Annotated in this window: 23 protein-coding genes, 1 tRNA gene and 1 pseudogene; 15 read left to right on the top strand and 10 right to left on the bottom strand. The window is 66.4% G+C overall.

Annotation, left to right across the window (positions count from 1 at the left end; translation table 11 throughout):
• Positions 1-64: 64 nt before the first annotated feature.
• Both groL and groES read right to left on the bottom strand, forming a co-directional pair.
• Positions 65-1,705 carry a chaperonin GroEL gene (groL, locus tag IEV56_RS09925; protein ID WP_188450209.1) on the bottom strand — a complete coding sequence of 547 codons (1,641 nt, stop codon included), beginning with the start codon at positions 1,703-1,705 and terminating at the stop codon, positions 65-67.
• 56 nt (positions 1,706-1,761) lie between these two features.
• Positions 1,762-2,049 carry a co-chaperone GroES gene (gene groES / locus IEV56_RS09920; RefSeq protein ID WP_188450208.1) on the bottom strand — a complete coding sequence of 96 codons (288 nt, stop codon included), beginning with the start codon at positions 2,047-2,049 and terminating at the stop codon, positions 1,762-1,764.
• A gap of 272 nt (positions 2,050-2,321) precedes the next feature.
• Here groES and IEV56_RS09915 point away from each other — a divergent pair, with 272 nt between their 5' ends.
• From IEV56_RS09915 to IEV56_RS09865, 11 genes are all read left to right on the top strand, one after another.
• Positions 2,322-4,436, top strand: a complete 2,115-nt coding sequence (locus IEV56_RS09915) for a protein-disulfide reductase DsbD family protein (protein ID WP_188450207.1) — start codon at positions 2,322-2,324, stop codon at positions 4,434-4,436.
• The gene (locus IEV56_RS09910) at positions 4,433-5,020 is read left to right on the top strand and encodes a TlpA family protein disulfide reductase (RefSeq protein WP_188450206.1); all 588 of its coding nucleotides are present in this window, start codon (positions 4,433-4,435) and stop codon (positions 5,018-5,020) included. Before IEV56_RS09915 ends, IEV56_RS09910 begins: the two co-directional genes overlap by 4 nt.
• 114 nt (positions 5,021-5,134) lie before the next feature.
• The gene (gene aroQ / locus IEV56_RS09905) at positions 5,135-5,593 is read left to right on the top strand and encodes a type II 3-dehydroquinate dehydratase (RefSeq protein ID WP_188450205.1); all 459 of its coding nucleotides are present in this window, start codon (positions 5,135-5,137) and stop codon (positions 5,591-5,593) included.
• A gap of 19 nt (positions 5,594-5,612) precedes the next feature.
• The gene (gene accB / locus IEV56_RS09900) at positions 5,613-6,089 is read left to right on the top strand and encodes an acetyl-CoA carboxylase biotin carboxyl carrier protein (protein WP_188450204.1); all 477 of its coding nucleotides are present in this window, start codon (positions 5,613-5,615) and stop codon (positions 6,087-6,089) included.
• Between the two features lie 13 nt (positions 6,090-6,102).
• Positions 6,103-7,470 carry an acetyl-CoA carboxylase biotin carboxylase subunit gene (gene accC / locus IEV56_RS09895; RefSeq protein WP_188450203.1) on the top strand — a complete coding sequence of 456 codons (1,368 nt, stop codon included), beginning with the start codon at positions 6,103-6,105 and terminating at the stop codon, positions 7,468-7,470.
• Positions 7,470-8,369, top strand: coding sequence for a 50S ribosomal protein L11 methyltransferase (gene prmA / locus IEV56_RS09890; protein ID WP_188450202.1), 900 nt, complete (start codon positions 7,470-7,472; stop codon positions 8,367-8,369). The genes accC and prmA overlap by 1 nt, the downstream gene beginning before the upstream one ends.
• Positions 8,350-8,823 carry a DUF3426 domain-containing protein gene (locus IEV56_RS09885; protein ID WP_188450201.1) on the top strand — a complete coding sequence of 158 codons (474 nt, stop codon included), beginning with the start codon at positions 8,350-8,352 and terminating at the stop codon, positions 8,821-8,823. Before prmA ends, IEV56_RS09885 begins: the two co-directional genes overlap by 20 nt.
• A gap of 70 nt (positions 8,824-8,893) precedes the next feature.
• On the top strand, positions 8,894-9,172 hold the full coding sequence (locus tag IEV56_RS10645) for a helix-turn-helix domain-containing protein (RefSeq protein WP_229730246.1): 279 nt from the start codon (positions 8,894-8,896) through the stop codon (positions 9,170-9,172).
• A gap of 56 nt (positions 9,173-9,228) precedes the next feature.
• Positions 9,229-10,800: a bifunctional phosphoribosylaminoimidazolecarboxamide formyltransferase/IMP cyclohydrolase gene (gene purH, locus IEV56_RS09875; RefSeq protein WP_188450200.1), complete on the top strand. Its 1,572-nt coding sequence runs from the start codon at positions 9,229-9,231 to the stop codon at positions 10,798-10,800.
• Between the two features lie 10 nt (positions 10,801-10,810).
• The gene (gene purD / locus IEV56_RS09870; protein ID WP_188450199.1) at positions 10,811-12,097 is read left to right on the top strand and encodes a phosphoribosylamine--glycine ligase; all 1,287 of its coding nucleotides are present in this window, start codon (positions 10,811-10,813) and stop codon (positions 12,095-12,097) included.
• 39 nt (positions 12,098-12,136) lie between these two features.
• Complete coding sequence (locus tag IEV56_RS09865) at positions 12,137-14,020, top strand: MFS transporter (RefSeq protein WP_188450198.1); 1,884 nt, start codon at positions 12,137-12,139, stop codon at positions 14,018-14,020.
• Between the two features lie 4 nt (positions 14,021-14,024).
• On the opposite strand, the gene IEV56_RS09860 is transcribed toward IEV56_RS09865, so the two are convergent.
• The 6 genes from IEV56_RS09860 to IEV56_RS09835 are packed head-to-tail and all read right to left on the bottom strand — an operon-like array spanning position 14,025 to position 17,981.
• Positions 14,025-14,648: a hypothetical protein gene (locus tag IEV56_RS09860; protein ID WP_188450197.1), complete on the bottom strand. Its 624-nt coding sequence runs from the start codon at positions 14,646-14,648 to the stop codon at positions 14,025-14,027.
• Positions 14,649-14,652: 4 nt separating this feature from the next.
• Positions 14,653-15,537 (bottom strand): hypothetical protein, encoded by an 885-nt coding sequence (locus tag IEV56_RS09855; protein ID WP_188450196.1) that lies wholly within the window; start codon positions 15,535-15,537, stop codon positions 14,653-14,655.
• Positions 15,538-15,555: 18 nt separating this feature from the next.
• Positions 15,556-16,449 carry an NAD(+) diphosphatase gene (gene nudC, locus IEV56_RS09850; protein WP_188450195.1) on the bottom strand — a complete coding sequence of 298 codons (894 nt, stop codon included), beginning with the start codon at positions 16,447-16,449 and terminating at the stop codon, positions 15,556-15,558.
• A complete protein-coding gene (erpA, locus tag IEV56_RS09845; protein WP_188450194.1) occupies positions 16,449-16,805 on the bottom strand; it encodes an iron-sulfur cluster insertion protein ErpA in 357 nt (118 codons plus the stop codon). Before erpA ends, nudC begins: the two co-directional genes overlap by 1 nt.
• A 20-nt stretch (positions 16,806-16,825) precedes the next feature.
• The gene (locus tag IEV56_RS09840; protein ID WP_425488576.1) at positions 16,826-17,200 is read right to left on the bottom strand and encodes a bactofilin family protein; all 375 of its coding nucleotides are present in this window, start codon (positions 17,198-17,200) and stop codon (positions 16,826-16,828) included.
• A 37-nt stretch (positions 17,201-17,237) separates the two neighbouring features.
• Positions 17,238-17,981: a DUF6776 family protein gene (locus IEV56_RS09835; protein ID WP_188450192.1), complete on the bottom strand. Its 744-nt coding sequence runs from the start codon at positions 17,979-17,981 to the stop codon at positions 17,238-17,240.
• A 178-nt stretch (positions 17,982-18,159) separates the two neighbouring features.
• Here IEV56_RS09835 and IEV56_RS09830 point away from each other — a divergent pair, with 178 nt between their 5' ends.
• Both IEV56_RS09830 and IEV56_RS09825 read left to right on the top strand, forming a co-directional pair.
• A complete protein-coding gene (locus IEV56_RS09830; protein ID WP_188450191.1) occupies positions 18,160-20,715 on the top strand; it encodes an EAL domain-containing protein in 2,556 nt (851 codons plus the stop codon).
• Complete coding sequence (locus tag IEV56_RS09825; RefSeq protein ID WP_188450190.1) at positions 20,716-23,064, top strand: ATP-binding protein; 2,349 nt, start codon at positions 20,716-20,718, stop codon at positions 23,062-23,064.
• Between the two features lie 60 nt (positions 23,065-23,124).
• Here IEV56_RS09825 and IEV56_RS09820 read toward each other — a convergent pair.
• Together IEV56_RS09820 and ppk2 are read right to left on the bottom strand one after the other, a co-directional pair.
• A pseudogene (locus tag IEV56_RS09820) lies at positions 23,125-23,655 on the bottom strand (RNA pyrophosphohydrolase); the annotation flags it as partial.
• 80 nt (positions 23,656-23,735) lie between these two features.
• Positions 23,736-24,785 (bottom strand): polyphosphate kinase 2, encoded by a 1,050-nt coding sequence (gene ppk2 / locus IEV56_RS09815; RefSeq protein ID WP_188450188.1) that lies wholly within the window; start codon positions 24,783-24,785, stop codon positions 23,736-23,738.
• Positions 24,786-24,933: 148 nt separating this feature from the next.
• On the opposite strand from ppk2, the gene IEV56_RS09810 reads away from it, so the two are divergent.
• Both IEV56_RS09810 and IEV56_RS09805 read left to right on the top strand, forming a co-directional pair.
• A tRNA-Met gene (locus IEV56_RS09810) sits at positions 24,934-25,010 on the top strand.
• A gap of 187 nt (positions 25,011-25,197) precedes the next feature.
• Entirely contained in the window at positions 25,198-26,418 is a 1,221-nt protein-coding gene (locus IEV56_RS09805; protein WP_188450187.1) for a tyrosine-type recombinase/integrase, read from the top strand.
• The last annotated feature ends 166 nt before the right edge of the window (positions 26,419-26,584 follow it).

Genomic DNA, 26,584 nt, shown 5'->3' with positions numbered 1-26,584 from the left:
GCCGGCCGCAAAAAAACCCCGCCTTTCGGCGGGGTTTTCGTTTGCGTGACGCGGAAGGGATGGATCAGAAATCCATGCCGCCCATGCCGCCCATGCCACCGCCCGGCGGCATCATCGGCTCGTCTTTCTTCGGCGCGTCGGTCACCATCGCTTCGGTGGTGATCATCAGGCCGGCGATCGAGCTGGCGTTCTGCAGCGCGGTGCGGGTGACCTTGGTCGGGTCCAGGATGCCCATCTCAACCATGTCGCCGTACACGCCGGTGGCGGCGTTGTAGCCGAAATTGCCGGTGCCTTCCTTGACCTTGTTCAGCACCACCGACGGCTCTTCGCCGGCGTTGGTGACGATTTCGCGCAGCGGGGCTTCCATGGCGCGCAGGGCCAGGGCGATGCCGACGTTCTGGTCGTCGTTGTCGCCTTTCAGCTTGCCGACGGTGGACAGCGCGCGGATCAGCGCGACGCCGCCGCCCGGCACGATGCCTTCTTCAACGGCAGCGCGGGTGGCGTGCAGCGCGTCCTCGACGCGGGCCTTCTTCTCCTTCATCTCGACCTCGGTGGCGGCGCCGACCTTGATCACCGCAACGCCGCCGGCCAGCTTGGCCACGCGTTCCTGCAGCTTCTCGCGGTCGTAGTCGGACGAGGTCTCCTCGATCTGGGCCTTGATCTGCTTGATGCGGGCCTGGATGCCGTCGGCTTCGCCGGCGCCGTCGATGATGGTGGTGTTTTCCTTCGAGACCTGCACCTTCTTGGCGCGGCCGAGGTCCTTGATGGTGGCCTTGTCGAGCGACAGGCCGACTTCCTCGGAGATCACGGTGCCGCCGGTCAGGATGGCCATGTCCTCCAGCATCGCCTTGCGGCGGTCGCCGAAGCCCGGGGCCTTGACGGCGCAGACCTTGACGATGCCGCGGATGGTGTTGACCACCAGCGTGGCCAGGGCTTCGCCTTCCACTTCCTCGGCCACGATCAGCAGCGGTTTGCCGGCCTTGGCCACGGCTTCCAGCACCGGCAGCAGGTCGCGCACGTTGGAGATCTTCTTGTCGAACAGCAGGATGAACGGATCATCCAGTTCGGCCGACATCGACTGCTGGTTGTTGACGAAGTACGGCGACAGGTAGCCGCGGTCGAACTGCATGCCTTCGACCACGTCCAGTTCGTTCTCCAGGCCCGAACCTTCTTCCACGGTGATCACGCCTTCCTTGCCGACCTTGTCCATGGCCTTGGCGATCAGCTCGCCGATGTTGTGGTCGGAGTTGGCCGAGATCGAACCGACCTGGGCGATTTCCTTGCTGGTGGCGCAGGGCTTGGACAGCTTCTTCAGCTCCTCGACCACGGCGGTCACGGACTTGTCCATGCCGCGCTTCAGGTCCATCGGGTTCATGCCGGCGGCCACGGCCTTCATGCCTTCGCGGATCATGGCCTGGGCCAGCACGGTGGCGGTGGTGGTGCCGTCGCCGGCGATGTCGGCGGTCTTGCTGGCGACTTCCTTCACCATCTGCGCGCCCATGTTCTCGAACTTGTCGGCCAGTTCGATTTCCTTGGCGACGGACACGCCGTCCTTGGTGATGGTCGGGGCGCCGAAGCTCTTGTCGAGCACGACGTTGCGGCCTTTCGGACCGAGGGTGGCCTTGACGGCGTTGGCCAGGATGTTGACGCCTTTCACCATGCGGGCGCGGGCGTCTTCGCCGAAGCGGATGTCTTTAGCTGCCATGTTTCAGTTCCTCAAAAAAATTATTGTGTGGTACGGATCGGGATTGCGGCGGCGGATCAGCCGAGGACGGCGAGGATGTCGTCTTCCTTGACCACCAGGATTTCGGTGCCGTCGAGCTTGAATTCGGTGCCGGCGTATTTGCCGAACAGGACCTTGTCGCCCACTTTGACTTTCGGCGCGCGCACGCTGCCGTTGTCCAGCGACTTGCCTTCACCCACGGCCAACACTTCGCCTTTCACCGGCTTTTCGGTGGCCGAATCCGGAATGACGATGCCGCCAGCGGACACTTTTTCTTCTTCCATGCGTTTGATGACAACGCGGTCAAACAGAGGCTTGATGTTCATAAGTTACCTTTGTGTTTTAAAACAATGGGTTAGGTCAATACCCAGCGGGGCGGTTAGCACTCACCCGCAGAGAGTGCCAAATTCTACGCGAAAACCGACCGCTCGGGCTGTTTTCCCATTTAAGGGCCGGCGTTTCCGATTTCAAGGGGGCACCGCCGGCGCGCGCCGGCCGGGCGGCCTGAACCGGGATTCACCCGGCACGGACCGGCGCTGGGTTAGACTGCTGTCCTTGGCCGCGGCCCGCGGCGAACCGATCACCCGCCCGATTGCCGATGAAAAATTCCCTGTTCGCGCCCCTGCTCGCCCTCCTGTTGCTGGCCGCCGCCCCTGTTCGGGCACAGCCGGCCGGCCCCGACGACCTGCTGCCGATCGACGTCGCCTACCCGCTATCGGTGACCCGGCTGTCGGAAAGCCGTATCGAGGTGCGCTGGCGCATCGCCGACGGCTATTACCTGTACAAACACCGGATGGGCGCCGATGCGCCGAATGCCGGCATCACCCTGCAGCCGCTGCAGTTGCCGCCGGGCAAGGCTTACCGCGACGAATTCTTCGGCGATGTCGAAACCTACCGCCAGGAAGTGGCCGCCGTGCTGGCGCTGGACAATCCACAAGGCTTGAATCACGTCGAATTCACCCTGAAATACCAAGGCTGCGCCGATATCGGCATCTGCTATCCGCCGCAGAAAAAACGCGTGCGCGTGCCGCTGACCGATGCCGCCGCGGCCGGCGCGTCCGACCCGCTCGGCCTGAAGCCCGCCGGCGCGGATGCGCTGCCGGAAGACCAAGCGTTCCAGGTGGAGTTGGCCGCGCGCGCGCCCGATACCCTGATGGCGCGCCTGACCCCGGCCGAAGGCTATTACCTGTACCGCGACAAGCTGGCGTTCACGCTGCCGGCCGCCGGCGCCCTCGCGCTCGGCAAACCGCGGCTACCGGAACCGGTGTGGTATCCCGACCCCGAATTCGGCACCGTGCCGGTGTATTTCGGCCAAATCGAATTCGACCTTCCGCTGCAACGCCGCGATACCGCCGCCGCCACGCTCGCCGTGCGCGCCGATTTCCAAGGCTGCAAGGAAAACGGCCTGTGCTATCCGCCGATGCAACGCCAAATCGAGGTGACGGTGCCCGCCGGCGGCCAGGTGGCGGATGCCGGCGATGATACCGCCGAGGCCGCATCGATTGGATTGACGGGCTGGCTGCCGGCCCTGCTGTTGGCCTTGCTCGGCGGGCTGATCCTGAACCTGATGCCCTGCGTGTTGCCGGTGCTGTCGTTCAAGGCCATGGCGCTGGCCAAGGCCAATACGCCCGGGCACGCCCGCAGCCACGCGCTGTGGTACACCGCCGGCGTGATGGTCAGCTTCGCCGCGCTCGGCGCCGGGGTATTGGCGCTGCGCAGCGCCGGTGAGGCGCTGGGCTGGGGCTTCCAGCTGCAGCAGCCGGTGGTGGTCGGCGCGCTGGCACTGCTGATGTTCGCCATCGGCCTGATGATGTCGGGCCTGTACAACTGGGGCTCGGGCTTCGCCGGCATGGGCCAGTCGTTGACCGAGAAATCCGGTCCGGCCGGGGATTTCTTCACCGGCGTGCTGGCGGTGGTGGTGGCCAGCCCCTGCACCGCGCCGTTCATGGGCAGCGCGCTGGCGTTCGCGTTCACCGCGCACTGGCTGCTGGCGCTGTCGGTGTTCCTGGCGCTCGGCCTGGGCCTGGCGTTGCCGTTCCTGCTGATCGGCTTCGTGCCGGCACTGGCCACGCGCCTGCCCAAGCCCGGCGCGTGGATGGATACGCTCAAGCACTGGCTGGCCTATCCGATGTACCTGACCGCGGTCTGGCTGGCTTGGGTGTTCGGCAACCAGAAGGGCGTGAACGGCTTGGCGCTGCTGTTGATCGCCGCCATCGCGCTGAGCGCCGCGCTGTGGTGGTTCGAACGCCAGAAGCTGCAACCGAGCGCGAAAGCCAAGGCGGTGGCGCTGCTGCTGGGCCTGATCGCCGCCGCCGGCTTCGCGTTCGCGCTGCGGCAGGAAACGCCGCGCGCCGGCGCCGTGACGGCGCAGGGCGCGAACTACGAGGCCTTCAGCCGCAAGCGACTGGATGAACTGCGCGCCGCCGGCACGCCGGTGTTCGTCGACATGACCGCCGACTGGTGCATCACCTGCAAGGTCAACGAAAAGGCCGTGCTGCACACCGACGCCTTCACGCAATTGCTGAAGGACACCGGCACCGTGTATCTGGTCGGCGACTGGACCAACCAGGATCCGGAAATCACCGCCTACCTCGACCAATACCGGACGCCTGGCGTGCCGCTGTACGTGGTGTATCCGAAAGGCCCCGGCCCCGGCCGGCAGCTGCCGCAGCTGCTGACCTTCGAGATCATGCGCGAGGCGCTGACGCCGTGAAGCCGCTGAAGGTGCTGGCGGCGGCCTTGGGCGCCGCCGTGCTGGGCTTGGCGCTCGGCATGTTCATCGCCGGCCCCGGCGTGCTGTTGCGCACCGATCTCGGCCAGGCGCTGTTCGCGCGTTTCGTGCCGCCGAAATACCCGGCGCCGGGCGGTGCCGCCCAGCCCGGCGATGCCGTGCGGCCGTTCACCGTACACGACTTCGACGGCCGGCCGCGCAGCTTGCCGACGCCCGGCCGCTGGCAGGTGATCAACTACTGGGCCAGCTGGTGCGGTCCGTGCCGGCTGGAAATGCCCTGGCTGGATGCGGTGCATGCCGGCAGCCAAGGCCGTTTCGAGGTGGTCGGCATCGCGCTGGAGTCGCCGGAGGCGGCGCAGACCCTGCTGGCCGACATCCCGGTGCGTTTCAGCCAGCACCACGAGCCGGCCGGCCCGGCCGACAGCTCGGTGCTGCTCGGCAACGGCTGGGGCGTATTGCCGTTCACGGTATTGATCGACCCGCAGGGCCGCTTGGTGAAACGGCATATCGGCGTATTCGCCGGTGAAGACCAGTTACGCGCTTGGCTGGCCGAGGGCATGGAATAAGGCCGAGCGCTGTTAACAAAAATCAAACAGCGTTCATTTTCGGACATTTTCCGGCAATTTCTGGACAAAACAACCCAAGTTTGCGAAACTGCGCGTCCGATGAGGGAGAGCGCTGTGGCGACGTTTTGGGTTTTGCACGGACCGAATTTGAATCTACTGGGGCAGCGCGAGCCGGATATCTATGGCCGCGAGACTCTGGCCGACATCAATCATAGCCTGAAAACCCAAGCCGAAGCCGCCGGCCACCGATTGGAGTGCTTCCAAAGCAACGCCGAGCACGAACTGGTGGAGAAAGTGCAGCAGGCGCCGATCGCCGGCGTCGACGCCATCCTGATCAATCCGGCCGCCTTCACCCACACCTCGGTGGCGCTGCGCGACGCCTTCGCCGCCACCGGCCTGCCGTTCGTCGAGGCGCACCTGTCCAACCCGTACCGGCGCGAACCGTTCCGCCGGCACTCGTATTTTTCCGATCTGGCCTTGGCGGTCATCTGCGGCTTCGGCGCCGACAGCTACCGCTACGGCCTGGCGCGGCTGATGCGGGAATTACCCGTCACGGCCGCCGACACCCCCTGAGCCCCGAACCGAGGTCATTATGGATCTGCGTAAAATCAAAGCCCTGATCGAACTGCTGGAGAAATCCAGCCTGTCCGAACTGGAAATCAAGGAAGGCGAGGAGACCGTGCGCCTGGCCCGCCACAGCACGTCGGTCGCGCCCGCGCCGGTGGTGCATCATGTGCCTGCGCCCGCCCCGGCGGCCGACGCGCCGCGCGCCGCCGCGCCGGTGCCGGGCCCGTCGGCCGAATCGGTCGGCAAGTCGACCAAATCCGCGGTCGACGGCCACGCCGTGCGCTCGCCGATGGTCGGCACCTTCTATGCCGCACCGAGCCCGGACGCCGCGCCGTACGTGAAAGTCGGCCAGACCGTGAAGGCCGGCGACACCCTCGGCATCATCGAGGCGATGAAGATGTTCAACCCGATCGAAGCCGACGTCTCCGGCACCGTCACCGCCATCCTGGTCGAGGCCGGCCAGGCGGTCGAGTTCGACGAAGTGATGTTCATCATCTCCTGACCGGAAGCCCGTCATGCTGAAGAAAGTCGTCATCGCCAACCGCGGGGAAATCGCGCTGCGCATCCTGCGCGCCTGCCGCGCGCTCGGCATCAAGACGGTGGCCGTGCACTCCACGGTCGACCGCAACCTCAAGCACGTGGCCATGGCCGACGAGTCGGTCTGCATCGGTCCGGCGCCGTCGATCGAAAGCTACCTGAACGTGCCGGCGATCATCGCCGCCGCGGAAGTGACCGACGCCGACGGCATCCACCCCGGCTACGGCTTCCTGTCTGAGAACGCCGCGTTCTGCGAGCGCGCCGAGGCCTCCGGCTTCGTGTTCATCGGCCCGACCGCCGACGTCATCCGCATGATGGGCGACAAGGTCGAAGCCATCCGCGCCATGAAGGACGCCGGCGTGCCGTGCGTGCCCGGCTCCGGCGGCCCGCTCGGCGACGACGCGTTGGCCAACCTGAAGATGGCCGAGGAAATCGGCTATCCGGTCATCATCAAGGCCGCCGGCGGCGGCGGCGGCCGCGGCATGCGCGTGGTGCGCGAGGCCGAGCAGCTGGTCACCGCCATCACCACCACCCAGCAGGAAGCCAAGGCCGCGTTCAACAACGACATGGTCTACATGGAGAAATTCCTGGAGAACCCGCGCCACATCGAGATCCAGGTGCTGTCCGACGGCCAAGGCAACGCCATCCATCTGGGCGAACGCGACTGCTCGATGCAACGCCGGCACCAGAAAGTGGTCGAGGAAGCCCCGGCGCCGGGCATCACGCCCGAGCAGCGCGCCGAGATCGGCCGCGTCTGCGTCGAGGCCTGCATCCGCATCGGCTACCGCGGCGCCGGCACCTTCGAGTTCCTGTACGAGAACGGCCGCTTCTACTTCATCGAGATGAACACCCGCATCCAGGTCGAGCATCCGGTCACCGAAATGGTCACCGGCGTCGACCTGGTGCGCGAGCAGCTGTTGATCGCGTCCGGCCATAAGCTCAGCCTGCGCCAGGAGGACATCGTCATCCGCGGCCACGCCATCGAATGCCGCATCAACGCCGAGGACCCGGACAGCTTCCTGCCCAGCCCCGGCCTGATCAAGCATTTCCATTCGCCGGGCGGCCCGGGCGTGCGCGTCGATTCGCACATCTACGAAGGCTACAAGGTGCCGCCGAACTACGATTCGATGATCGGCAAGCTGATCGTGCACGGCAACGACCGCGAGCAGGCCATCCACCGCATGCGCTGCGCGCTGTCGGAGATGATCGTGGACGGCATCAAGACCAACGTGCCGCTGCAGCAGCGCATCCTGGCCGACGCCGGCTTCTTCCAAGGCGGCACCAACATCCACTACCTGGAGAAGCGCCTGGCCGAACGCAAGGAAAAGAGCCTCGGACTGAGCTGATGCCGTACCTGGAACTGTCCATCGCCTGCAAGGCCAGCGAGGAAGCGCGGGTGGAAACCGCGCTGACCGAACTCGGTGCGCTCAGCGTGTCCCTGCTGGACGCCGCCGACGCCGAAAACGAACGCGCCATCCTGGAACCGGGCGTCGGCGAGACGCCGCTGTGGAACGACATCATCCTGCTGGCGCTATTCGAGCACGGCACGCACGAAGGCCTGCTGCTGCACGCTCTGGACGCCTACGACGGCGGCATCGACTGGAGCACGGCAAGCTTCCGCACCGTCGAGGACCAGGACTGGGAACGCGCATGGCTCGACCAGTTCCGGCCGATGCGCTTCGGTGCGCGTACGTGGATCGTGCCCTGGCACAGCGAAGCGCCGGCCGAAGCAGAAGGCGGCGTCATCATCCGGCTCGATCCGGGTCTGGCCTTCGGCTCCGGCACGCACGCCACCACCGCGCTGTGCCTGGACTGGCTGGACGGCCTCGACCTGCGTGGCAAGGACGTGCTCGACTTCGGCTGCGGCTCCGGCATCCTGGCCTTGGCCGCGCTCAAGCTCGGCGCGGCCTCGGCGGTCGGCGTCGACAACGACCCGCAGGCGCTGACCGCCAGCCATGACAACGCCGAACGCAACGGCATCGGCGACCGCCTGCAGGTCTACCTGCCGGCCGACGAACCGGTGCGGCGCTATCCGGTGGTGGTCGCCAACATCCTGGCCACGGCACTGGTCGCCTTGGTCGATACCCTGGCCGCGCGCACCGAAGCCGCCGGCGTGATCGCGCTTTCGGGCATCCTGCAAAGCCAGGCCGACGACGTGTTGGCCGCCTACGAACCCTACTTCGAGGGCCTGACGGTGACCGCGCGCGAGGATTGGGTCCGCATCGATGGCCGCCGGCGCGCGTAAGTTCGGACTGCCGGCCGTCACGGCCATTCTGGCGCTTGCCCTGCTGTTGCAGATCGCCGTCGCCGAACGCGAGCGTCTGGCACGTAGCGCGTTCTGGCGGCCGGCGGTCGAGCACCTGTGCCTGCTGGCGTCCTGCCGGCTGTCGGCCTGGCGGCAACCGGACGCGTTCACCCCGGTGCAGCAGGCGGTCGCCGCCGATCCGCGCCAGGCCGGCGTGCTGCGGGTGCAGCTGGCTTTCCGCAATGACGCCGCCCGACCGCAACCCTGGCCGCAGATCGAAATCGCGTTGACCGGCATCGACGGCGAAACCGTCGGTCTGCGCCGTTTCGCGCCGGCCGAATACCTCAACGCCGGCCAAGCCGCCGAAATCCAGCCCGGCCAGACGGTTTCGGTCGAAATCGCGCTGCAGGAGACCTCGGCCAAGGCCGCCGGCTTCCGCTTCGATTTCCGCTGAGACGTTCAGGCAACCGCGCCGCAATCGCGCTAGACTGTGCGGCCGGGAAGAAAAAATATACGAGCTCCGCGTGAACACGCTGCACCTGATCCACAACGCCGCCCCCGACGCCAAAAGCCCGCCGCTGAAAGACGTGGTCGCGCGCGTGGTGCGCCGTTACCTGCATGATATGGGCCACGCCAGCGAGAGCGACCTGCACGCCACCGTGCTGGCGGAAGTGGAGCCGGCGCTGCTGCAGGAAGTGTTGGCGCATTGCCGCGGCAACCAAAGCCGCGCGGCCGGCATTCTCGGCCTGAACCGCGCCACGCTGCGCAAAAAGCTCAAGCAATACCGCCTGCTGGAGGATTGAGGCGGCGCGCTCGAGTGCGCGCCGGTTATAATTGGCGCTCGCTTTGGAGAGCCGCCATGCCCGATTCCCGCCTTCCCGTCCGCCGCGCGTTGCTGTCGGTGTCCGACAAATCCGGGCTGCTGCCCCTGGCCCGCGGACTGATCGCGCACGGCGCGCAACTGCTGTCCACCGGCGGCACCGCCAAGGCGCTGCGCGAAGCCGGCCTGGCGGTGACCGACGTGTCCGAGGTCACCGGCTTTCCGGAAATCATGGACGGCCGGGTCAAGACCCTGCATCCGAAGATCCACGGCGGCCTGCTGTCGCGCGCCGGCACCGACGACGCGGTCAGCCGCGAACACGGCATCGAAGCCATCGACCTGCTGGTGGTCAACCTGTATCCGTTCGCGGCCACCGTGGCCAAACCCGACTGCGCCTACGATGACGCGGTGGAGAACATCGACATCGGCGGACCGGCCATGCTGCGCGCCGCCGCCAAGAACCACGAGCGCGTGGCCGTGCTGACCGACCCGGCCGATTACGACGGCTTCCTGGCCGCACTGCAGGCCGGCGGCAGCAATGCGGCGCAGCGCCGCGCCTGGGCGGCGAAGACCTACGCGCACACCAGCGCCTACGACGGCCAGATCGCCGAATGGCTGTCCAAGCGCGCCGAACGCGCGGACGAGCCGAAAGCCTGGCCGGCCACCCTGCATCCGGCGTTCGCGCTCGGCAGCGCGCTGCGCTACGGCGAGAATCCGCACCAGGCCGGCGCGCTGTTCGTGGAGCCCGGCGCCGGCAGCGGCATCGTCGCCACCGCGCGCTTCATGCAGGGCAAGGAACTGTCGTTCAACAACATCGCCGACGCCGACGCCGCGCTGGAATGCGTCAAGGCCTTCGATGCCCCGGCCTGCGTCATCGTCAAGCACGCCAATCCCTGCGGCGTGGCCGTGGCCGGCCACATCGGCGACGCCTACGACCGCGCCTTCGCCACCGACCCGACCTCGGCCTTCGGCGGCATCATCGCCTTCAACCGCCCGCTCGACGGCAAGACCGCGGAGACCATCGCCGCCCGCCAGTTCGTGGAAGTGGTGATCGCCCCGGGCATCAGCGCCGAGGCGCTGGCCGCCTTCGCCAAGAAACCGAACGTGCGCGTGCTGGACTGCGGCGCGCTCGACGGCCACCGCGGCACGCGCGACTACAAACGCGTGGCCGGCGGCCTGCTGGCGCAGGACGTCGACACCGACGCGCTGACGCTCAAGGACCTGAAGACGGTGAGCGACGTGCAGCCGAGCGTGGAACAGCTGGAGGATCTTCTGTTCGCCTGGAAGGTGGCGATGTACGTGAAATCGAACGCCATCGTGTTCGCCAAGGACGGCCGCACCGTCGGCATCGGCGCCGGCCAGATGAGCCGGGTGATCAGCGCCCGCATCGCCGGCATCAAGGCCGGCGACGCCGGCCTGGCGGTGCCCGGCGCGGTGATGGCCTCCGACGCATTCTTCCCGTTCCGCGACGGCATCGACACCGCCGCCGCGTCCGGCATCAGCGCCATCATCCAACCCGGCGGCTCGATGCGCGACGGCGAGGTGATCGACGCCGCCAACGAGCACGGCATCGCCATGGTGTTCACCGGCCGCCGCCATTTCAAGCACTGAGGTCACGCCCATGAAAGTCCTCGTCATCGGATCCGGCGGCCGCGAGCACGCCCTGGCCTGGCGCCTGGCGCAATCAAAGCGCGTCACCGAAGTGATCGTCGCGCCCGGCAATGCCGGCACCGCGCGCGAGGACAAATGCCGCAACGCGGCCGTATCCGCCAGCGACATCGACGGGCTGCTGGCGTTGGCGCGCGACGAAGGCGTGGCGTTCACCCTGGTCGGTCCGGAGGCGCCGCTGGTGCTGGGCGTGGTCGACCTGTTCCGGGAACACGGCCTGCGCATCTTCGGACCGCGCCGCGCCGCCGCGCAACTGGAAGGCAGCAAGGCCTTCGCCAAGGATTTCCTGGCCCGCCACGGCATCCCGACCGCGCATTACGCGGTGTTCGAGGACGAAGCCGAGGCGCTGGCGCACGTCGAGCACGTCGGCGCGCCGATCGTGATCAAGGCCGACGGTCTGGCCGCCGGCAAGGGCGTGGTGGTGGCGATGACGCTGGCCGAAGCCAAGGCCGCGATCACCGACATGCTCGGCAACAACCAGTTCGGCGAGGCCGGCGCGCGCGTGGTGATCGAGGAGTTCCTGACCGGCGAAGAGGCCAGCTTCATCTCGATGGTGGACGGCCGCACCGCGCTGCCGATGGCCACCAGCCAGGACCACAAGCGCGTGGGCGACGGCGACAGCGGCCCGAACACCGGCGGCATGGGCGCGTACTCGCCGGCCCCGGTGGTGACGCCGGACGTGCACGCGCGGGTGATGCGCGAGGTGGTCGAACCGACCGTGCGCGGCATGATCGCGGACGGCATGCCGTTCACCGGCTTCCTGTACGCCGGGCTGATGATCGATGCCACCGGCGCGCCGAAGGTGATCGAGTTCAACGTGCGTTTCGGCGACCCGGAAACCCAACCGGTGATGATGCGCCTGCAGTCCGACTTGAGCGAGCTGATCGAGGCCGCCATCGACGGCCGCCTGCACGAGACCGAAGCGCACTGGGATCCGCGCCCGGCGCTGGGCGTGGTGATGGCCGCCGAGCATTATCCGGCTACGCCGCGCACCGGCGACGTGATCCACGGCCTGGACATCGACGCGCCGCCGGACAGCAAGCTGTTCCATGCCGGCACCACGCTGGAGGCCGGCCAAGTGCTGACCGCCGGCGGCCGCGTGCTGTGCGCCACCGCGCTCGGCGCCAGCGTGGCCGAGGCGCAGAACGCCGCCTATACCTTGGCCGATCAAATCAGCTGGCTGGGCGAGTTCCACCGCACCGACATCGGCTGGCGCGCCATCGAACGCGAGCGCGGCTGAGTCGGCTATAGTGGGCGCTGGCACCTCGCACGCGCACCCATGGCCCACTCCCAATTCGAGCTGCTGAAGCAGCGCCGCTTCCTGCCGTTCTTCCTGACCCAGGCGCTGGGCGCGTTCAACGACAACGTGTTCCGCAACGCCATGCTGGCGCTGATGGTGTACCAGATGGGCCTGAGCACCGAACAGTCGACGCTGTACGCCAATCTGGCGCCGGCGCTGTTCATCCTGCCGTATTTCCTGTTCTCGGCCACCGCCGGGCAGATCGCCGAGAAGGTCGAGAAGGCCAGGCTGATCCGCATCACCACCGCCATGGAGATCGGCATCATGAGCCTGGCGGCGTTCGGCTTCGTGTACGGCCTGCCGAACCTGCTGCTGTTCTGCCTGTTCCTGACCGGCGTGCAGTCGACCCTGTTCGGCCCGGTGAAGTACGCCATCCTGCCGCAGGTACTGGCGCCGGAAGAGCTGACCGGCGGCAACGGCCTGGTCGAGATGGGCACGTCGATTTCCATTTTGATCGGCATGATCGCCGGCATGTCGCTGCTGATGATTCCCGGTTACGGCCCGCAGACCGCGGCTGCGGCGATGATCGGCCTGGCGATCGCCGGCCATCTGGTCAGCCGCGCCATCCCGGCGGCGCCGGCCATCGCGCCAACACTGCGGATCAATCCGAACATCCTGGCCGAATCGCTGCACGTGCTGCGCATGGTGCGCCACGACAACACCGTGCGGCGCGCGGTATTCGGCGTCAGCTGGTTCTGGTTCGTCGGCACCCTGCTCAGCGCGCAGCTGCCGAACTACGCCAAGCTGCATCTGGGCGGCGCCGAGTCGCTCAACCTGCTGGCGCTGGCGCTGTTCTCGGTCGGCACCGGCGTGGGCTCGCTCTGGTGCGAAAAGCTCTCGCAGCGCACGGTCGAAATCGGCCTGGTGCCGTTCGGCGCGCTCGGCATGAGCGTGTTCTGCGCCGACCTGTACTTCGCGCGGCCGGGTCTGGCGCCGGAGACCGGCATCACCCTGGCGCAGTTCTGGCAGCAGGCCGGCAGCTTCCGCATCATGGCCGACCTGACCCTGATCGGCCTGTTCGCCGGCTTCTTCATCGTGCCGCTGTTCGCGTTGATCCAGAGCCGCACCGAGAAGCACCACCTGTCGCGCGTGATTGCCGGCATGAACATCCAGAACGCCGCGTTCATCGTCTGCGCGGCGGTCACCGGCATCGCGCTGCAGCGCTTCGCCGGCTTCAACATCCCGCAGATCTTCCTGCTGCTGGCCGTTCTCAACCTGGCCGCGCTGGCCTATCTGCTGGTGCTGGTGCCGGAGTTCTTCCTGCGCTTCCTGGCCTGGATCTACATCCGCGTCATGTACCGCGTGGAAGTGCACGGCGTGGAACGGCACGTGCCGGACGAGGGCCCGGCGCTGCTGGTCTGCAACCACGTCAGCTACATGGACGCCCTGCTGCTGTCGAGCGCGGTGCCGCGTCCGATCCGCTTCGTGATGTACTACCGCATCTTCAACACGCCGTTCGCGCGCTGGGCGTTCAAGGCCGCCAAAGCCATCCCCATCGCTGGCCGGCACGAGGATCCGGAAATCATGGAGCGCGCCTTCGCTGAAGCCGAGCAAGCCCTGGCCGACGGCGAGCTGGTCTGCATATTCCCCGAAGGCCGGCTGACGCCGGACGGCGAGATCGGCCCGTTCAAGCCCGGCATGGAGCGCATCCTGGCCGCGCGGCCGGTACCGGTGGTGCCGATGGCGATCCGCGGCATGTGGGCCAGCATCTTCAGCCGTAGCGGCCTGCTGAACACCCTGCGCCTGCCCAGCCGCCTGCGCGCGCACGTCACCATCCTGGCCGAGCCGCCGGTGGCCGGCGCCATGGCCACGGCCACGGAACTGGAAGAGAAAGTGAAGGCGATGCGCGGCGAGTGGGCCTGAACGCTCAGGCTTCCGGCAGGCTCATCATCAGGAAACCGGACAGCGCCGCGTTGTCCGGCGCCAGCTCAGGCGGCAGCAGCGCCCGTATTTCACGTAGGCAGTCGCGGTAGCGGGCGTAGAACGCGAAATCCGGCCGCGGCCGGTAATCCAAACCGGTCAGTCCGAAATAGGCGATCACGCGCTTGGCGGTGGTCGGCTTGATGAACACCTCGTCCTGCGGACGGTAGTACAGCAGCAGCGCGGTGATGATCGGCCACTTCGCGATCTTGCCGCGCGCCAACAGGCGCACCAGGTCTTCGAAGCCGGCGGCCTGGTCGCCGTGCAGCAAGGCGTGCAGGGCATCGGCGAAGGCCTGCCGGCCGTCGCTGTCGAGCGCGCGCAGATAATTGCGGAACGCCGGTTTCTCGAACAACGACACCACCGACGACTGGCCGATCAGGGTGACCGCGCTGTCGACGATCTGCTGCGGGCGGGCGAACCGCGCTTCGGCGAAGGCCTCCTGCGCGAACGCGCTGCGTTTGGCCACCGAATGCTTCATGCCGATCGTGCGCAGCTCCGGATCGGGGAAGCCGGCGGGATAACGCAGCAGGAAGCGGCGTTGTGCCTCCTTCAGCCGACGCCGGTCCATGTGCTCAGTTGACCAAACCGGCCAGCACGAACACCGCCAGCAGCGCCAGCCATAGCAGCAGCATGCGCCAAGCCAGACTCACCGCGTCGCGCAGCTCGAGCAAGGCCGGACCGGAAGACGGCCCGTCGACGGCATCGGCTTCCTCGTCGGCCAATTCCGAGGCCACGCTGGCGTTGGCGGCGGCGGCCAGGAACGCGTAATCGGCGCGCAGGCCGCCGTTGGCGTACCATTCGCGCCAGACCTGCACGACCTTGTCGAAGTTGGCGGCCAGCGCCATCGAGAACGCCATCAGATGCGCCGGCGGGCAATGCACGGCGTTCAGGGTCTTGCCGGCCGCATCGCGCACGGCGTCGGGCAACAGCATCTCGTGTTTGTGGTGCACCAACAGATACAGCAGGCGGTACGCCAGCGCGCCGGCCGGGCCGAGCAGCAGGAACCAGAACAGCACCGCGAACCAGCGCGTCAACGCGTTCTCGAACACCGCGGCCACCGCCACCGGACCATCCAGCGAAACCGCTTGGCCTTCTTCGTACAGGGCTTTGGCCGCCTGCTCCTTGGCATCCAGGTCGGCGGCGTCGAGCACGGCGTTGACGTCGAGATCGAGGTCGCGCGGACCCCAGGTGTACAGCAGGGCGGCGAGCGCGATCAGGAACGCGAACAGGCCGGACACCTTCGATAGCAAAAATACCGAAAGACCGAGCACCAGGGCCGGCAGCGCGATGCCGAGCAGCAGGCCGAGGTAGCCCTTGCGGGCGGACTTGACCGCGTCCTGCTGGCAGACGAACTCCAGCCAACGCTCGAACCAGCCGAAATCCCGCCAACGGCTCACCTGCGGCACGGCGTGGCCGATCAGCAAAGCCGCCACCACCGCCATCACGGTCCAGGTCATGGGTCGTCCCCTCCGGAATCAGGGCTTAGTATGCCAAAAATCCCGTATCCCGGGCCCGGCCTCGAGCCAGCGCTCGATCAGGTAGCGGGAAATCGACAACGTATCCGGCAGCTGCAGTTCGCCGGCGTCGATCAGCGCGCGCAGTTCGGCGCGCGACAACCAGCGCGCGGCCTGCAGCTCATCACTGATTTGAATCGGCTGCATCGGCGCATACACGTCGTAACCGAGCATCAGCGCCATCGGCATCGGCCAGGGTTGCGAGGCCACATAACGGGTGCGTTCGCCGCGCACGCCGGATTCCTCCCAGACCTCGCGCAACGCGGTCTGCTCCGGGCTTTCGCCGGGCTCGACGAAGCCGGCCAGCAGCGACCAGCGTTTCTCCGGCCACGCCGCCTGGCGGCCGAGCAGCAGATGCTCGCCGTCGCTGACGCACATGATGGTGGCCGGGTGCGTCTGCGGATACACGATCAGCCCGCAGGCGCCGCAGGCGGCGCTGTAGCCGCCGTTCTTGAGGTCGGTGAAGCCGCCGCAGCGGCCGCAGTACTTGGCCTGCGACTGCCAGTGCAGCAGGGCCTTGGCCTGCGCGAACAGGCTGGCCTGCCAAGCCGGCCAATCGACCGCGGCGGTGCGCACGCTGACCGTTTCGGCCGGGGTGAAGCCGGCCAGATCCAACGGCAGCGCGAAATACGCCTGCTGCTCGTGATGGCCGAGATAGGTGGCGGCTTCCGGCCGGCGCAACGACACCCGCGCGGCCGGATACAGGATGTCGTCGCCGAGATGCCGACAGGCCTCGCCCTTCTCGTTCAGCACCAACACGCGCGCGTCCTGCCAACGCCGGTCGAGCACGGCCGGATCGCCGCGTTCGGGCTCGGCGCGGTCGACGCCGGGGTGGCGGAAGGCGAACAGGTCCATCAGGCCGAGAAACTGCTGCCGCAGCCGCAGGTGGTCTTGGCGTTCGGGTTGCGGATGACGAACTGCGCGCCCTGCAGGCTCTCGCGGTAGTCGACCTCGGCGCCGTTCAGGTACTGCAGGCTGAGCGGATCGACGATCAGCGTGACGCCGTCGCGCTCGACCGCCAGATCGTCGTCCTCGCGCTGTTCGTCGAAGCTGAAGCCGTACTGGAAGCCGGAGCAGCCGCCGCCGGTGATGTACACGCGCAGCTTCAGCGCCGGATTGCCTTCGTCGGCGATCAAGCCGGCGACCTTGGCCGCGGCGGCGGCGGTCAGGTTCAGCGGGGCGGCAACGGTCTGGTAGGTCGGTTCGCTCATGGCATGGTCTCGGGTCGGGTTCAGACCGCCTGATCGTGGATCAACTGGCCGCTGACGGCGGCGCCGGCGGTGATCTCCAGCAGACGGTAGTGCACATTACCCTGGATGCGGGCGGTTTCGGTCAATTCAACCCGTTCGCTACTGTGCAGATCGCCCAACAGCTGGCCGGAGATGACCGCCTTCGGGGCCTGGATGGCGCCCTCGATCAGGCCGCCGGGCGCCAGCGTCAGCAGCGAATCGGCGCCTTCGCCGGCGATGACCTTGCCGTACACCTTGCCCTCGATGTACAGGCCGCCGGAAAACTGCAGGTCGCCGCGGATGACCACCTGCGGCCCGATCAGCGTTTCGATCCGGTCCGTGCCGTTGGCCGAGAGTTTGTTTTTCTTGCTTCCCAACATCGTGTCGTATTCCCCTGAATGGATTGCGTGTGGATCATTGCACAGGCAGGGCGGCGGGCGGCTTGACCGGATTCCAGTCGAAGGCCTGCTCGCGCGCGCCGGCACTGCCGTTGACGCTGACCTTGACCCGCTGCGGCGTGAAGCCGGCCGGCAGCAGGATGGTGCCTTCCAGCTGCTGGAAGTAGCGGAAGGCGAATTTCTGCCCGGTCGATCCCGGACTGTTGACCAGGGCGCCCCAATCCAGGCGCTTGAGCTTGCCGGCCTGCACGCCTTCGATGCTGAAGCGCATCAATCCGCTGGTGATGCCGCCGCGGTTGATGTTCTGGGTCAGGGTGACCGTGTAGCGCCAGGCACCGGCGGCGGTGGCCTCGAATTCGGCGTTGTGCACGCTCAGGCCGTGTCGGCGGCCTCCGGCGCCGACCAGGCGCTCGTAGAAATCGAGATCGGCCTTCAGCCCGGCGATCTGCTCTTCCTTCTCGGCCAGGCTGTCCTGCACCTGGTTATTGGCGCTGCGCGAGATGAACTCGGCGCGTTCGGCGTTGGCCAGCCTCTGCTTCAGCGTTTCGATGTCGTCTCGGGCCTCGGCGAGCTGGCCGCGCGCCGCGCCCAACTCGGTGCGCAGGCGTCCGGCATCGGTATGCTGCCCGCGCCAGAACAGCCAGACCCAGGCCGCCGCCAACACCAGCCACAGCACCGCCGCCGCCAACAGCGCGCGCTTGAGGTAGGGCTTGTGGCTGACGATCGCGAAGCGGGGCAGGTCTCTGTTCTGCACAGCCATGGCAGGTTCTCCGGGCGCAGGCTTGAGCCTCATTATAGCCGGTTCGCCGCGGCCACCGCCGGCTGACAGGCCCACGGCTTGGGTGCATAATAGCCGCTAATCCGGACGCGCCCGCAACGGCATCGGACACACGGCGCCGAACGGAACACGAGGACATGGCGAACATCCGATGAATGCAGTGCCCACCGCCCGAGACAATCCGGATATGCGCGGCCTTGCCGCGCGCATCACCGGCTATTGCGGGTCGCACTGGGACATCAACGCGGTCTGGCAGCTGCGCCACGACGTGCGCGCGGCGATGGCGGCCGGCGCGTCCGATGCCGCCGGCCTGGGCGCATTGGGCGCCATCGAGGCCGTGCTCGACGGTTGCGTGGCCGGCAACCGGCTGCCCGGGCCGGACGAGCGCGACGAACTGCAGGATCTGGCCGGACGCGTGGTGTTGCACCGGTCGGCCGACGCGCCGGCGGCGCCCGATGCCGTCGACGGCCTGGTACAGGCCGCTCCGTTGCAGGCCAGCGCCGAGCAACGCTTCGAAACCCCGCCACTGGCCTACTGGCGTCGATGGTCGGACGGCGCCGAAGCCCCCGCACTTCCCGCCGGACCCGGCCCTGCGCCGGACCCGATCCAGAACGAACCGCCAGCAAGGATGGCCCGCATGAACGATACCTCCAGCCGCAAGCCGGGCAACGGCGACGGCGAAGCCCGATTCCAATACCAGCGCATCTACCACCTGACCGGCAACGGCCCGCTGTCGCTGGAAGTGGATCAACTGCTGGACCAAGCCGGCCTGAACCTGGAGTTGCTCGACAACGAGGACGACCTGGCCGAGCTGTTGCAGGCGCTGCCGGCCGACCTGCTGCTGGTCGACGCCGAATTCGCCGACCGCATCGACAAGATCGGCACGCTGATCGCCGGCTACCGGCGGCAGAATCCGAAATACCTGACCGCGGTGCAGATCCTCCCGGCCGACATCGACGCCGGAACCGCCACCGAGCGCTTCGCGATGATGGACGCGCTGATCAGCGGCAGCGCCGACGCGCGCGGCATCATCGCCCGCATCGACCAGATCCTGCGTTTCGGCAAGAGCGACCGCTACCGCGTGCTGATCGTCGAGGACGACCGCTCGCAGGCGATGTTCGCCGAAGGCATCCTGCGCAACGCCGAAATCGGCACCAAGGTGCTGCTGGACGCGGTGAACCTGCTGCCGACCGTCAAGTCGTTCAAACCCGACCTGATCCTGATGGACCTGAACATGCCGGGCGCCAGCGGCATCGAGCTGACCGGACTGCTGCGGCAATCCAGTGAATTCCGCAACATCCCGATCGTGTTCCTGTCGGGCGAGTCCGACGAGGACCGCCAGATGGACGCGCTCGAGGCCGGCGGCGACGACTTCCTGGAGAAGCCGATCCGCCCGCGGCGCCTGATCGCGGCCGTTCAGAACCGCATCAAGCGCCACCGCGCCCTGCAGGGCGGCGGCGAGCAGGCGCCGCACGACAGCGGCCTGATCCGCCGAAGCGACATGCTGAAGCTGCTCGAGGCCCGCATCGGCGCCGAGGACCAGGCCCTGCTGTTCATCGAGATCAACGGCATGAACCTGCTGAAGGACCGCCTCGGCCTGAGCGAGCTGGAGAGCCTGATGCAGGAGTTCTCCGCGTTCCTGGCCCAAGCCTGCGATCCGCGGCCGGTGGCGCGCTTCGGCGACGCCTCCTATACCCTGCTGTACCAGGGCGACTGCGGCGACGCGGCGCTGACCGCCTACGCCGAGGACCTGCGCCGGCGCGTGATGGCGCAGAAGTTCGAGATCAAGGGCCAGAGCGTGGAGTTCCGCCTGCAGATCGGCGTCTGCCGCCTGTCGCATGCCAAAGGCAGCACCGGCATCCTGATCAACGCCGGCGAGCGCATCGCGCGCCAGGCCCGCGGCGAGCCGTCCGGCGTGGCCGTGTTCACCCCGCAGTCGAGCTCCGAGGTGCTGCGCGAGGAAGCGCTGATCCGGCTGATGGCCGATGCCGGCCACAACGACTGCCTGTCACACATCTACCAGCCGATCGTGGCCGTGGCCGGCGGTTCCGAGAAGCAGTTTCAGACCCTGCTGCGCATGCGCGACGACGAGGGCAACCTGGTGCCGGCGGCGGAATTCATTCCGATCGCCGAGCGCAGCGACCTGATCGTGACCGTCGACCGCTGGTCTCTGGCCAAAGCGGTGTCGACCCTGGCCGAACGCCAGGCCGGCGGCGATCCGATCAAGCTGTTCGTCAACCAATCCAGCGTCACCCTGCTCGACGAGGGCCAGTCGGCCTGGCTGAAGAACCTGCTGAAGGCGCACAGCATCCCGCAGAACAGCCTGGTGATCGAGATCAACCACAACGACGCCCTGCTCAACCAGCAGTCGATCCGCGAGTTCTGCCAGGGCCTGATCTACGACGGCGTGCAGTTCTGCCTGAGCCGCTACAACCCGCGCAACGACGATGCCGACCTGCTCGAAAGCCTGCCGATCAGCTACGTCAAACTGGCCGACCGCCTGACCTCGGACCTGGCCCGCCAGGAAGTCCGCGACCAGATCAAGGCGTTGGCCGACGGCGCCCACCGCCGCGGCGTCGAGGTCATCGGCCACTGCATCGAAGACGCGCAGAGCGCGGCCACGCTGTGGATGAGCGGCATCGACTTCATCCAGGGCAATCTGGTGCACTCGGCCAGTGCCAGCCTTGAATTCGGCTTCGACCAGTCGGTGCTCTGAGTGCTGCGCGAGGGGGAGGACGGCGCGATGCCGAAACAGAACGTGCTGGTGCGCTGGCTGGCGCTGGCTTCCGCCAGCGGCGCCGCCCTCACGTCCGGCATCAGCCTGTGGCTCAACAACGCGATCTGGCTGAACGTCTCGATCGTGTCCTCGCTGCTGGCCGTATCCTGCATCGCCGCGCTCTGGCATCGCATCGACCGCAACCGCGAACCGGTGCAGAGCGAGGCCAGCGTGCAGCGCCACATCCAGGAAGTGTCCGGGTTGCGCTCCGAGCTGGAGAAGCAGAAGAGCCTGGAAATCGAGCTGAAGAAGTCGAAGCTGGCCGCGGAATCGGCGGCGATGGCCAAGAGCGAGTTCCTGGCCACCATGAGCCATGAAATCCGCACGCCGCTGAACGGCATCATCCCGATGCTCGACCTGTTGGCCAACTCCCGGCTGGAAAAGGACCAGGCCGACATCCTGGCCACCGCGCGCAGCTCGGCCGACCAGATGAAGCGCATCGTCGACGACATCCTCGATTACTCCAAGCTGGAAGCCAACAAGCTGCAACTGGAGACCACCGGCCTGAACATCCGCGACGTGGTCAACTCGGTGGTGCAGATGTTCCAGAGCCAGGCCGAGGCCAAGCGCATCGCCATCCACGTCAACCTTGACCCGGGCCTGCGCCTGGCCCTGCGCGGCGATCCGGTCCGGTTGCGGCAGGTGCTCAGCAACCTGCTCGGCAACGCCATAAAATTCACCGCCAAAGGCTCGGTGACGCTTTCGGTCAAGCCGAAATCGGAAACCCGCCAGCACCATGTGCTGCGTTTCGAGGTCAAGGACACCGGCATCGGCATCGCACCGGAGAACGCCGGCGGCCTGTTCAAGGCCTTCAGCCAGGCCGACGCCTCGACCACGCGCCTGTACGGCGGCACCGGCCTGGGTCTGGTGATCTGCAAGCGCATCATCGACCTGATGTCGGGCCAGATCGGGGTCGATTCGCAGCCCGGCCACGGTTCGACCTTCTGGTTCGAGGTGCCGATGCTGAAAGCGGTCGGCGACAGCCACGGCATGGCATCCGACCTGAAGAACGCGCGCATCCTGCTGTTCTCCAGCGACCCGATCCTAGCCAACCGTTTCGAGAAGGCCGGCGGCGCCGGCGGCGCGGTGCTGACCGTCGCCAGCACGGTGTTCGAAGCCCAGCGCCTGCTGAAGGAATCGGTGGCGCCCGGCGGCGAATCCGACATCGACCTGCTGGTGGTCGACGTCAACTCCGGACGGCAGAGCGCGATCCAGCTGCAGAAGGCGATGCTGGCCAACCCGGAATTCGAGCGTCTGCGCGTGGCCATGCTGCACAACCCGGAGGCGGCGCCGTTGGAGCTGGGCAAGGATCCGCGCCGGCGCGTGATCGCGCGCAACGCCGACATCGCCAGCCTGCTCGGCGAGTTCAACAGACTGCTGGCGGCCACCGCCGGCGAGCTGCGCGGCGGGGCCGGACGGGAGTCGGAGCCGAGCGTGAACATCCTGGCGCCGGACCGGCTGTTCACCGCCGGCAAATCGCACGGCATGGTGCTGCTGGTCGAGGACAATCCGGTCAATCTGCTGGTGGCGCAACGCCTGATCCAACTGTCCAACTTCGACTGCACCAGCGCCGAGAACGGCGAGGCGGCGCTCGAGCTGTTGCGCCAGCAACGCTTCGACCTGGTGCTGATGGACTGCCAGATGCCGGTGATGGACGGCTACCTCGCCACCCGGGCCTGGCGCGCGATCGAAGCCGAGCGCGGACTGCCGCGCCTGCCGATCATCGCGATGACCGCCAACGCCATGGCCGAAGACCGGCAGAAATGCCTCGATTCGGGCATGGACGATTACCTCTCGAAACCGGTCGACCGCAAGCTGCTGCTGCAGACCATGCTGAAGTGGCTGGATCGCGCGCGCGACGCCGGCGGCGGCGCGGAGGTATCCGAAGCGCGCCTGCCGGCAGCCGCGGCGGCGGCCCCGGAGCCCGCGCGGCAGGATGGCGCCGACCGCGGCAAGCCGGCGCTGGACATGGAGATCGTGCAGGACCTGCAGGAAATGATGGGCAGCGGCTACCGGGAGCTGATCCGCATCTATCTGGAAGACAGCCCGAAACTGCTCACGCAGATCCGATCCGCGATTTCCGCGGAAGACAGCGCGGCGCTGGTCACCCCGGCGCACACGCTGAAGTCCTCGAGCGCCAACCTGGGCGCCTTGCAGGTCTCGGACATCGCCAAGCGCATGGAGAAGAGCGCACGCTCCGGCGAGCTGGCCGGACCGGCTGCCGAAGTCGACGCCCTGACGGCCGAGTTCGACCGCGTGCAGGCGGCGCTCGCCGGCTTGCTGGCCTGATCAGGCCGGCTTGCGGTCCTGACGCGACCGGCGCGGGCCGCCCTGTTCGCGCCGGCGTTCATCCAGGCGCCGCACCAGCTGTTCGCCGACATGCGCCGGCACCTTGGACTCGCCGGCCAGGCTGCGCGCCATCGGCGACAGCAGCTGCAGCGCGCGCACATACACCTCGCGCTTGAAATGCACCACGTTTTCGCCGGGATACCAGAAATCGACCCAGCGGAACGCGTCGAATTCGGGCGAATCGGTGGCGTCCAGGCGTACGGCGCTGTCGTCGGTCTTGAGCTGCAGCAGGAACCAGACCTGCTTCTGGCCGATGCACACCGGCTTGGTATGGCTGCGCACGCTGCGCGCGGGCAACCGGTAGCGCAACCAGCCGGGCGTAGCGCCCAGCACCTCGACGTGATGCGACTGCAGGCCGGTCTCCTCGGCCAGCTCGCGGTACATGGCCTCGATCGGCGTTTCGTCGGTGTTCATCCCGCCCTGCGGGAACTGCCAACCGTCACGGCTGATGCGGCGGGCCCAAAACACCGAGCCGTCGTCGCGCATCAGGATGATGCCGACGTTGGGGCGGTAACCGTCCGGATCTATCACGGCCGGAACTCCAGAAAATTCTACTGCCCATAAGACTGCCACAGGCACCGGCCGCGCACAAGCGCGGCCGTGCACAAGGGCTATTGGCCGCTGTTGGCGAGCACGTCGGCGGCGGTTCCGACGATGCGCGGATCGGCCGGACAGGCCACTGCCGGATCCTTGTCCGGATACGACAGCGTGCTTAAGAAGTGCCGCATCACGTTGATGCGGGCGCGCTTCTTGTCGTCGGACTTGACCACGATCCACGGCGAGTCGGCGGTGTCGGTGTGGAAGAACATCGCCTCCTTGGCTTCGGTGTAGGCGTCCCACTTGTCGAGCGACTGGATGTCGATCGGCGACAGCTTCCAGTGCTTGAGCGGGTCGCTGCGGCGCGAATTGAAGCGTCGCAGCTGCTCGTCGCGGCTGACCGAGAACCAGAACTTGTACAGCCGGATGCCGCTGCGCACCAGCATGCGCTCGAACTCCGGCGCCTCGCGCAGGAATTCCAGGTACTCGGCGGACGAACAGAAGCCCATCACCCGCTCGACGCCGGCGCGGTTGTACCAGCTGCGGTCGAAGAACACCAGCTCGCCGTAGGTCGGCAGATGCTGGGTGTAGCGCTGCAGATACCACTGCCCCACTTCCTGCTGGGTCGGCTTCTCCAGCGCCACCACGCGCGCACCGCGCGGATTCAGGTGTTCGGTGAAGCGCTTGATGGCGCCGCCCTTGCCGGCCGCATCGCGGCCCTCGAACAGCAGCACGATGCGTTGGCCGGTATCCTTGACCCAACTCTGCACCTTCAGCAGCTCGATCTGCAGCTTCTTCTTCTCGGCCTCGTATTCCTTGCGTTGCATCCGGATCCGGTACGGATAGCTGTCCGGCAAGGGCGCGGCGGCGCTGTCCTCGCCGGTTTTCGGCAACTGCGCCATGCGCCGCGCCGAATCCTCCGACACGCCCAGATCGCCCGGCGACACGCCCAGTGGCGGCAAAGGCGCCGGCGCATTGCCGGCGGCCCGTTTCTCGGCATCGGCCTGCGCCAAGGCGGCCGCCAGAGCCGTGGTGGTGCGCGCGCCGGATTTGGCGCGCACAGCTTTCTTGGCGACGGCGGCCTTGCGGGCGGCGGTTTTCGGTGCGGGGCGGCGGGCGGTCATCGGCGGTCTCCGGAGGGCTACCCGACCAGTTTGCGCCTTTTACGGCCGCCGGTTTTGACTTGGCTCAAGCACCTGACCTATCGCCGGCGGCCCGCATTCATTGACACCCGGCCGGAAAAACGCGAAAATACCGCCCTTGTCACGTTTCGGCTATGTAGCTCAGCCGGTTAGAGCACGGCACTCATAATGCCGGGGTCGGTGGTTCGAGTCCACCCATAGCCACCAAAATACCGTTTTTTATCATCCGATTCAGGCCGAATTACCTATTCAAATCATAGGGTTCGGCCTTTTCTTTGCCCGATATCATCCTATCTCGTCAGTTGCAATCTGCCCCTACCAAGGGGCATAGTTGGGGGCATGGGGGAATGCCGGAGGATTCTATGCCCCCATTTACCTTGGATGGGGGAAGGAAATGGCACTCAGCGACTCAGCTATCCGGGGGGCAAAGCCCCGCGCAAAGCCTCACAGAATCACGGACTCTCAAGGACTTTACATCGAGATCTCCCCGGCTGGAGGCAAACTGTGGCGCTTCAAATACCGCTTTGCTGGCAAGGAAAAGCGTCTAGCGCTAGGGGCATACCCAGAAATCAGCCTAAAAGACGCTAGGGAGCGCCGTGATGAGGCCAGAAAGCTGTTGGCGAACGGAATTGACCCTGGGGAGCATAAAAAGGCCCAGAAAGCCTCTGCGCTCGATTTGAGCGCCAATACATTTGAGGCCGTGGCTCGGAAATGGATGGCTCTGAAGTCCACCAAGTGGGCGCAAAGCCACACTGCCAAGATCATGAGTCGCCTTGAGCGTGATGTCTTCCCATGGCTAGGCAAGAAGCCCATTAAGACCATCACCCGCCCCGAAGTGATAGCCACCCTGAATCGTATTCTTGACCGCAATGCGATTGAAACCGCTAGGCGGGTCGGCTTCAACATCAGGCAAGTTTTCGACTTTGCCATCAATGAAGAAATTGCGGATCGGAATCCCGCCCTGAACATCTCAAGCGCCCTTCCGAGCCATGAAACAAAGCACAGGGCAGCTATTACCGATATCAGGCAGATTGGCGGCCTGATGAGATCGATAGACAGTTACCAAGGATCTTTTGTAACCAAATGTGCGCTGAGGATTGCTCCCCTTACCTTTGTTCGCCCTGGTGAACTGAGGTCAGCCGAATGGAAAGACATCGACTTTGAAACAAAGCGCTGGACAATCCCTGCCGCCAAAATGAAAAGCCGTGAGCCGCACATAGTTCCCTTATGCAGTCAGGCAATCGAAGTCCTGAGCGAATTGCATCAATTAACGGGAGGGGGCAAATATGTATTCCCTGGAGCCCATGACAGGAGCCGCCCTATGAGCAATAACGCCGTACTCTCAGCGCTTAGGCGGATGGGTTATGGCAAGGACGAAATGTGTGGACATGGCTTCCGTGCGATGGCCAGGACCGTGCTCGATGAGGTATTGCACATTCGGGTCGATTACATCGATCACCAATTATCCCATGCAGTGAAAGACACAAACGGACGGGCATACAATCGAACGGCGCATCTTCAGGAGCGTCATCATATGCTGCAAACTTGGGCCGACTACCTCGATGCGCTCAAGGACGGCGGGAATGTAATCCCAATGACCTTTGTGAACAAATAGTTCAAATTCAATAACTTAAACTGAGTGGCCTTTGATGGACGGGGTTCTACCCCGTTAATGCGGACACTTCAAAAAAGCCTCAAAATGGGGCAGGAGGAGTGTCATGGCAAAACGAAAGAAGTACAGCGAAGAGTTTAAACGCGAAGCGGTTAATTTGATACGTCAG

This window comes from Arenimonas maotaiensis (assembly GCF_014638745.1).
GTDB classification, from domain to species: Bacteria; Pseudomonadota; Gammaproteobacteria; order Xanthomonadales; family Xanthomonadaceae; genus Arenimonas; species Arenimonas maotaiensis.
This window is presented reverse-complemented; position numbering and strand designations above follow the sequence as displayed.

Excerpts from the sequence above, each read along its gene's own strand:
- groL (WP_188450209.1), bottom strand. The coding sequence starts at position 1,705 with ATGGCAGCTAAAGACATCCGCTTCGGCGAAGACGCCCGCGCCCGCATG.
- groES (WP_188450208.1), bottom strand. The coding sequence starts at position 2,049 with ATGAACATCAAGCCTCTGTTTGACCGCGTTGTCATCAAACGCATGGAA.
- IEV56_RS09915 (WP_188450207.1), top strand. The coding sequence starts at position 2,322 with ATGAAAAATTCCCTGTTCGCGCCCCTGCTCGCCCTCCTGTTGCTGGCC.
- accB (WP_188450204.1), top strand. The coding sequence starts at position 5,613 with ATGGATCTGCGTAAAATCAAAGCCCTGATCGAACTGCTGGAGAAATCC.
- accC (WP_188450203.1), top strand. The coding sequence starts at position 6,103 with ATGCTGAAGAAAGTCGTCATCGCCAACCGCGGGGAAATCGCGCTGCGC.
- prmA (WP_188450202.1), top strand. The coding sequence starts at position 7,470 with ATGCCGTACCTGGAACTGTCCATCGCCTGCAAGGCCAGCGAGGAAGCG.
- IEV56_RS09885 (WP_188450201.1), top strand. The coding sequence starts at position 8,350 with ATGGCCGCCGGCGCGCGTAAGTTCGGACTGCCGGCCGTCACGGCCATT.
- purH (WP_188450200.1), top strand. The coding sequence starts at position 9,229 with ATGCCCGATTCCCGCCTTCCCGTCCGCCGCGCGTTGCTGTCGGTGTCC.
- purD (WP_188450199.1), top strand. The coding sequence starts at position 10,811 with ATGAAAGTCCTCGTCATCGGATCCGGCGGCCGCGAGCACGCCCTGGCC.
- IEV56_RS09865 (WP_188450198.1), top strand. The coding sequence starts at position 12,137 with ATGGCCCACTCCCAATTCGAGCTGCTGAAGCAGCGCCGCTTCCTGCCG.
- IEV56_RS09860 (WP_188450197.1), bottom strand. The coding sequence starts at position 14,648 with ATGGACCGGCGTCGGCTGAAGGAGGCACAACGCCGCTTCCTGCTGCGT.
- IEV56_RS09855 (WP_188450196.1), bottom strand. The coding sequence starts at position 15,537 with ATGACCTGGACCGTGATGGCGGTGGTGGCGGCTTTGCTGATCGGCCAC.
- nudC (WP_188450195.1), bottom strand. The coding sequence starts at position 16,449 with ATGGACCTGTTCGCCTTCCGCCACCCCGGCGTCGACCGCGCCGAGCCC.
- erpA (WP_188450194.1), bottom strand. The coding sequence starts at position 16,805 with ATGAGCGAACCGACCTACCAGACCGTTGCCGCCCCGCTGAACCTGACC.
- IEV56_RS09835 (WP_188450192.1), bottom strand. The coding sequence starts at position 17,981 with ATGGCTGTGCAGAACAGAGACCTGCCCCGCTTCGCGATCGTCAGCCAC.
- ppk2 (WP_188450188.1), bottom strand. The coding sequence starts at position 24,785 with ATGACCGCCCGCCGCCCCGCACCGAAAACCGCCGCCCGCAAGGCCGCC.
- IEV56_RS09805 (WP_188450187.1), top strand. The coding sequence starts at position 25,198 with ATGGCACTCAGCGACTCAGCTATCCGGGGGGCAAAGCCCCGCGCAAAG.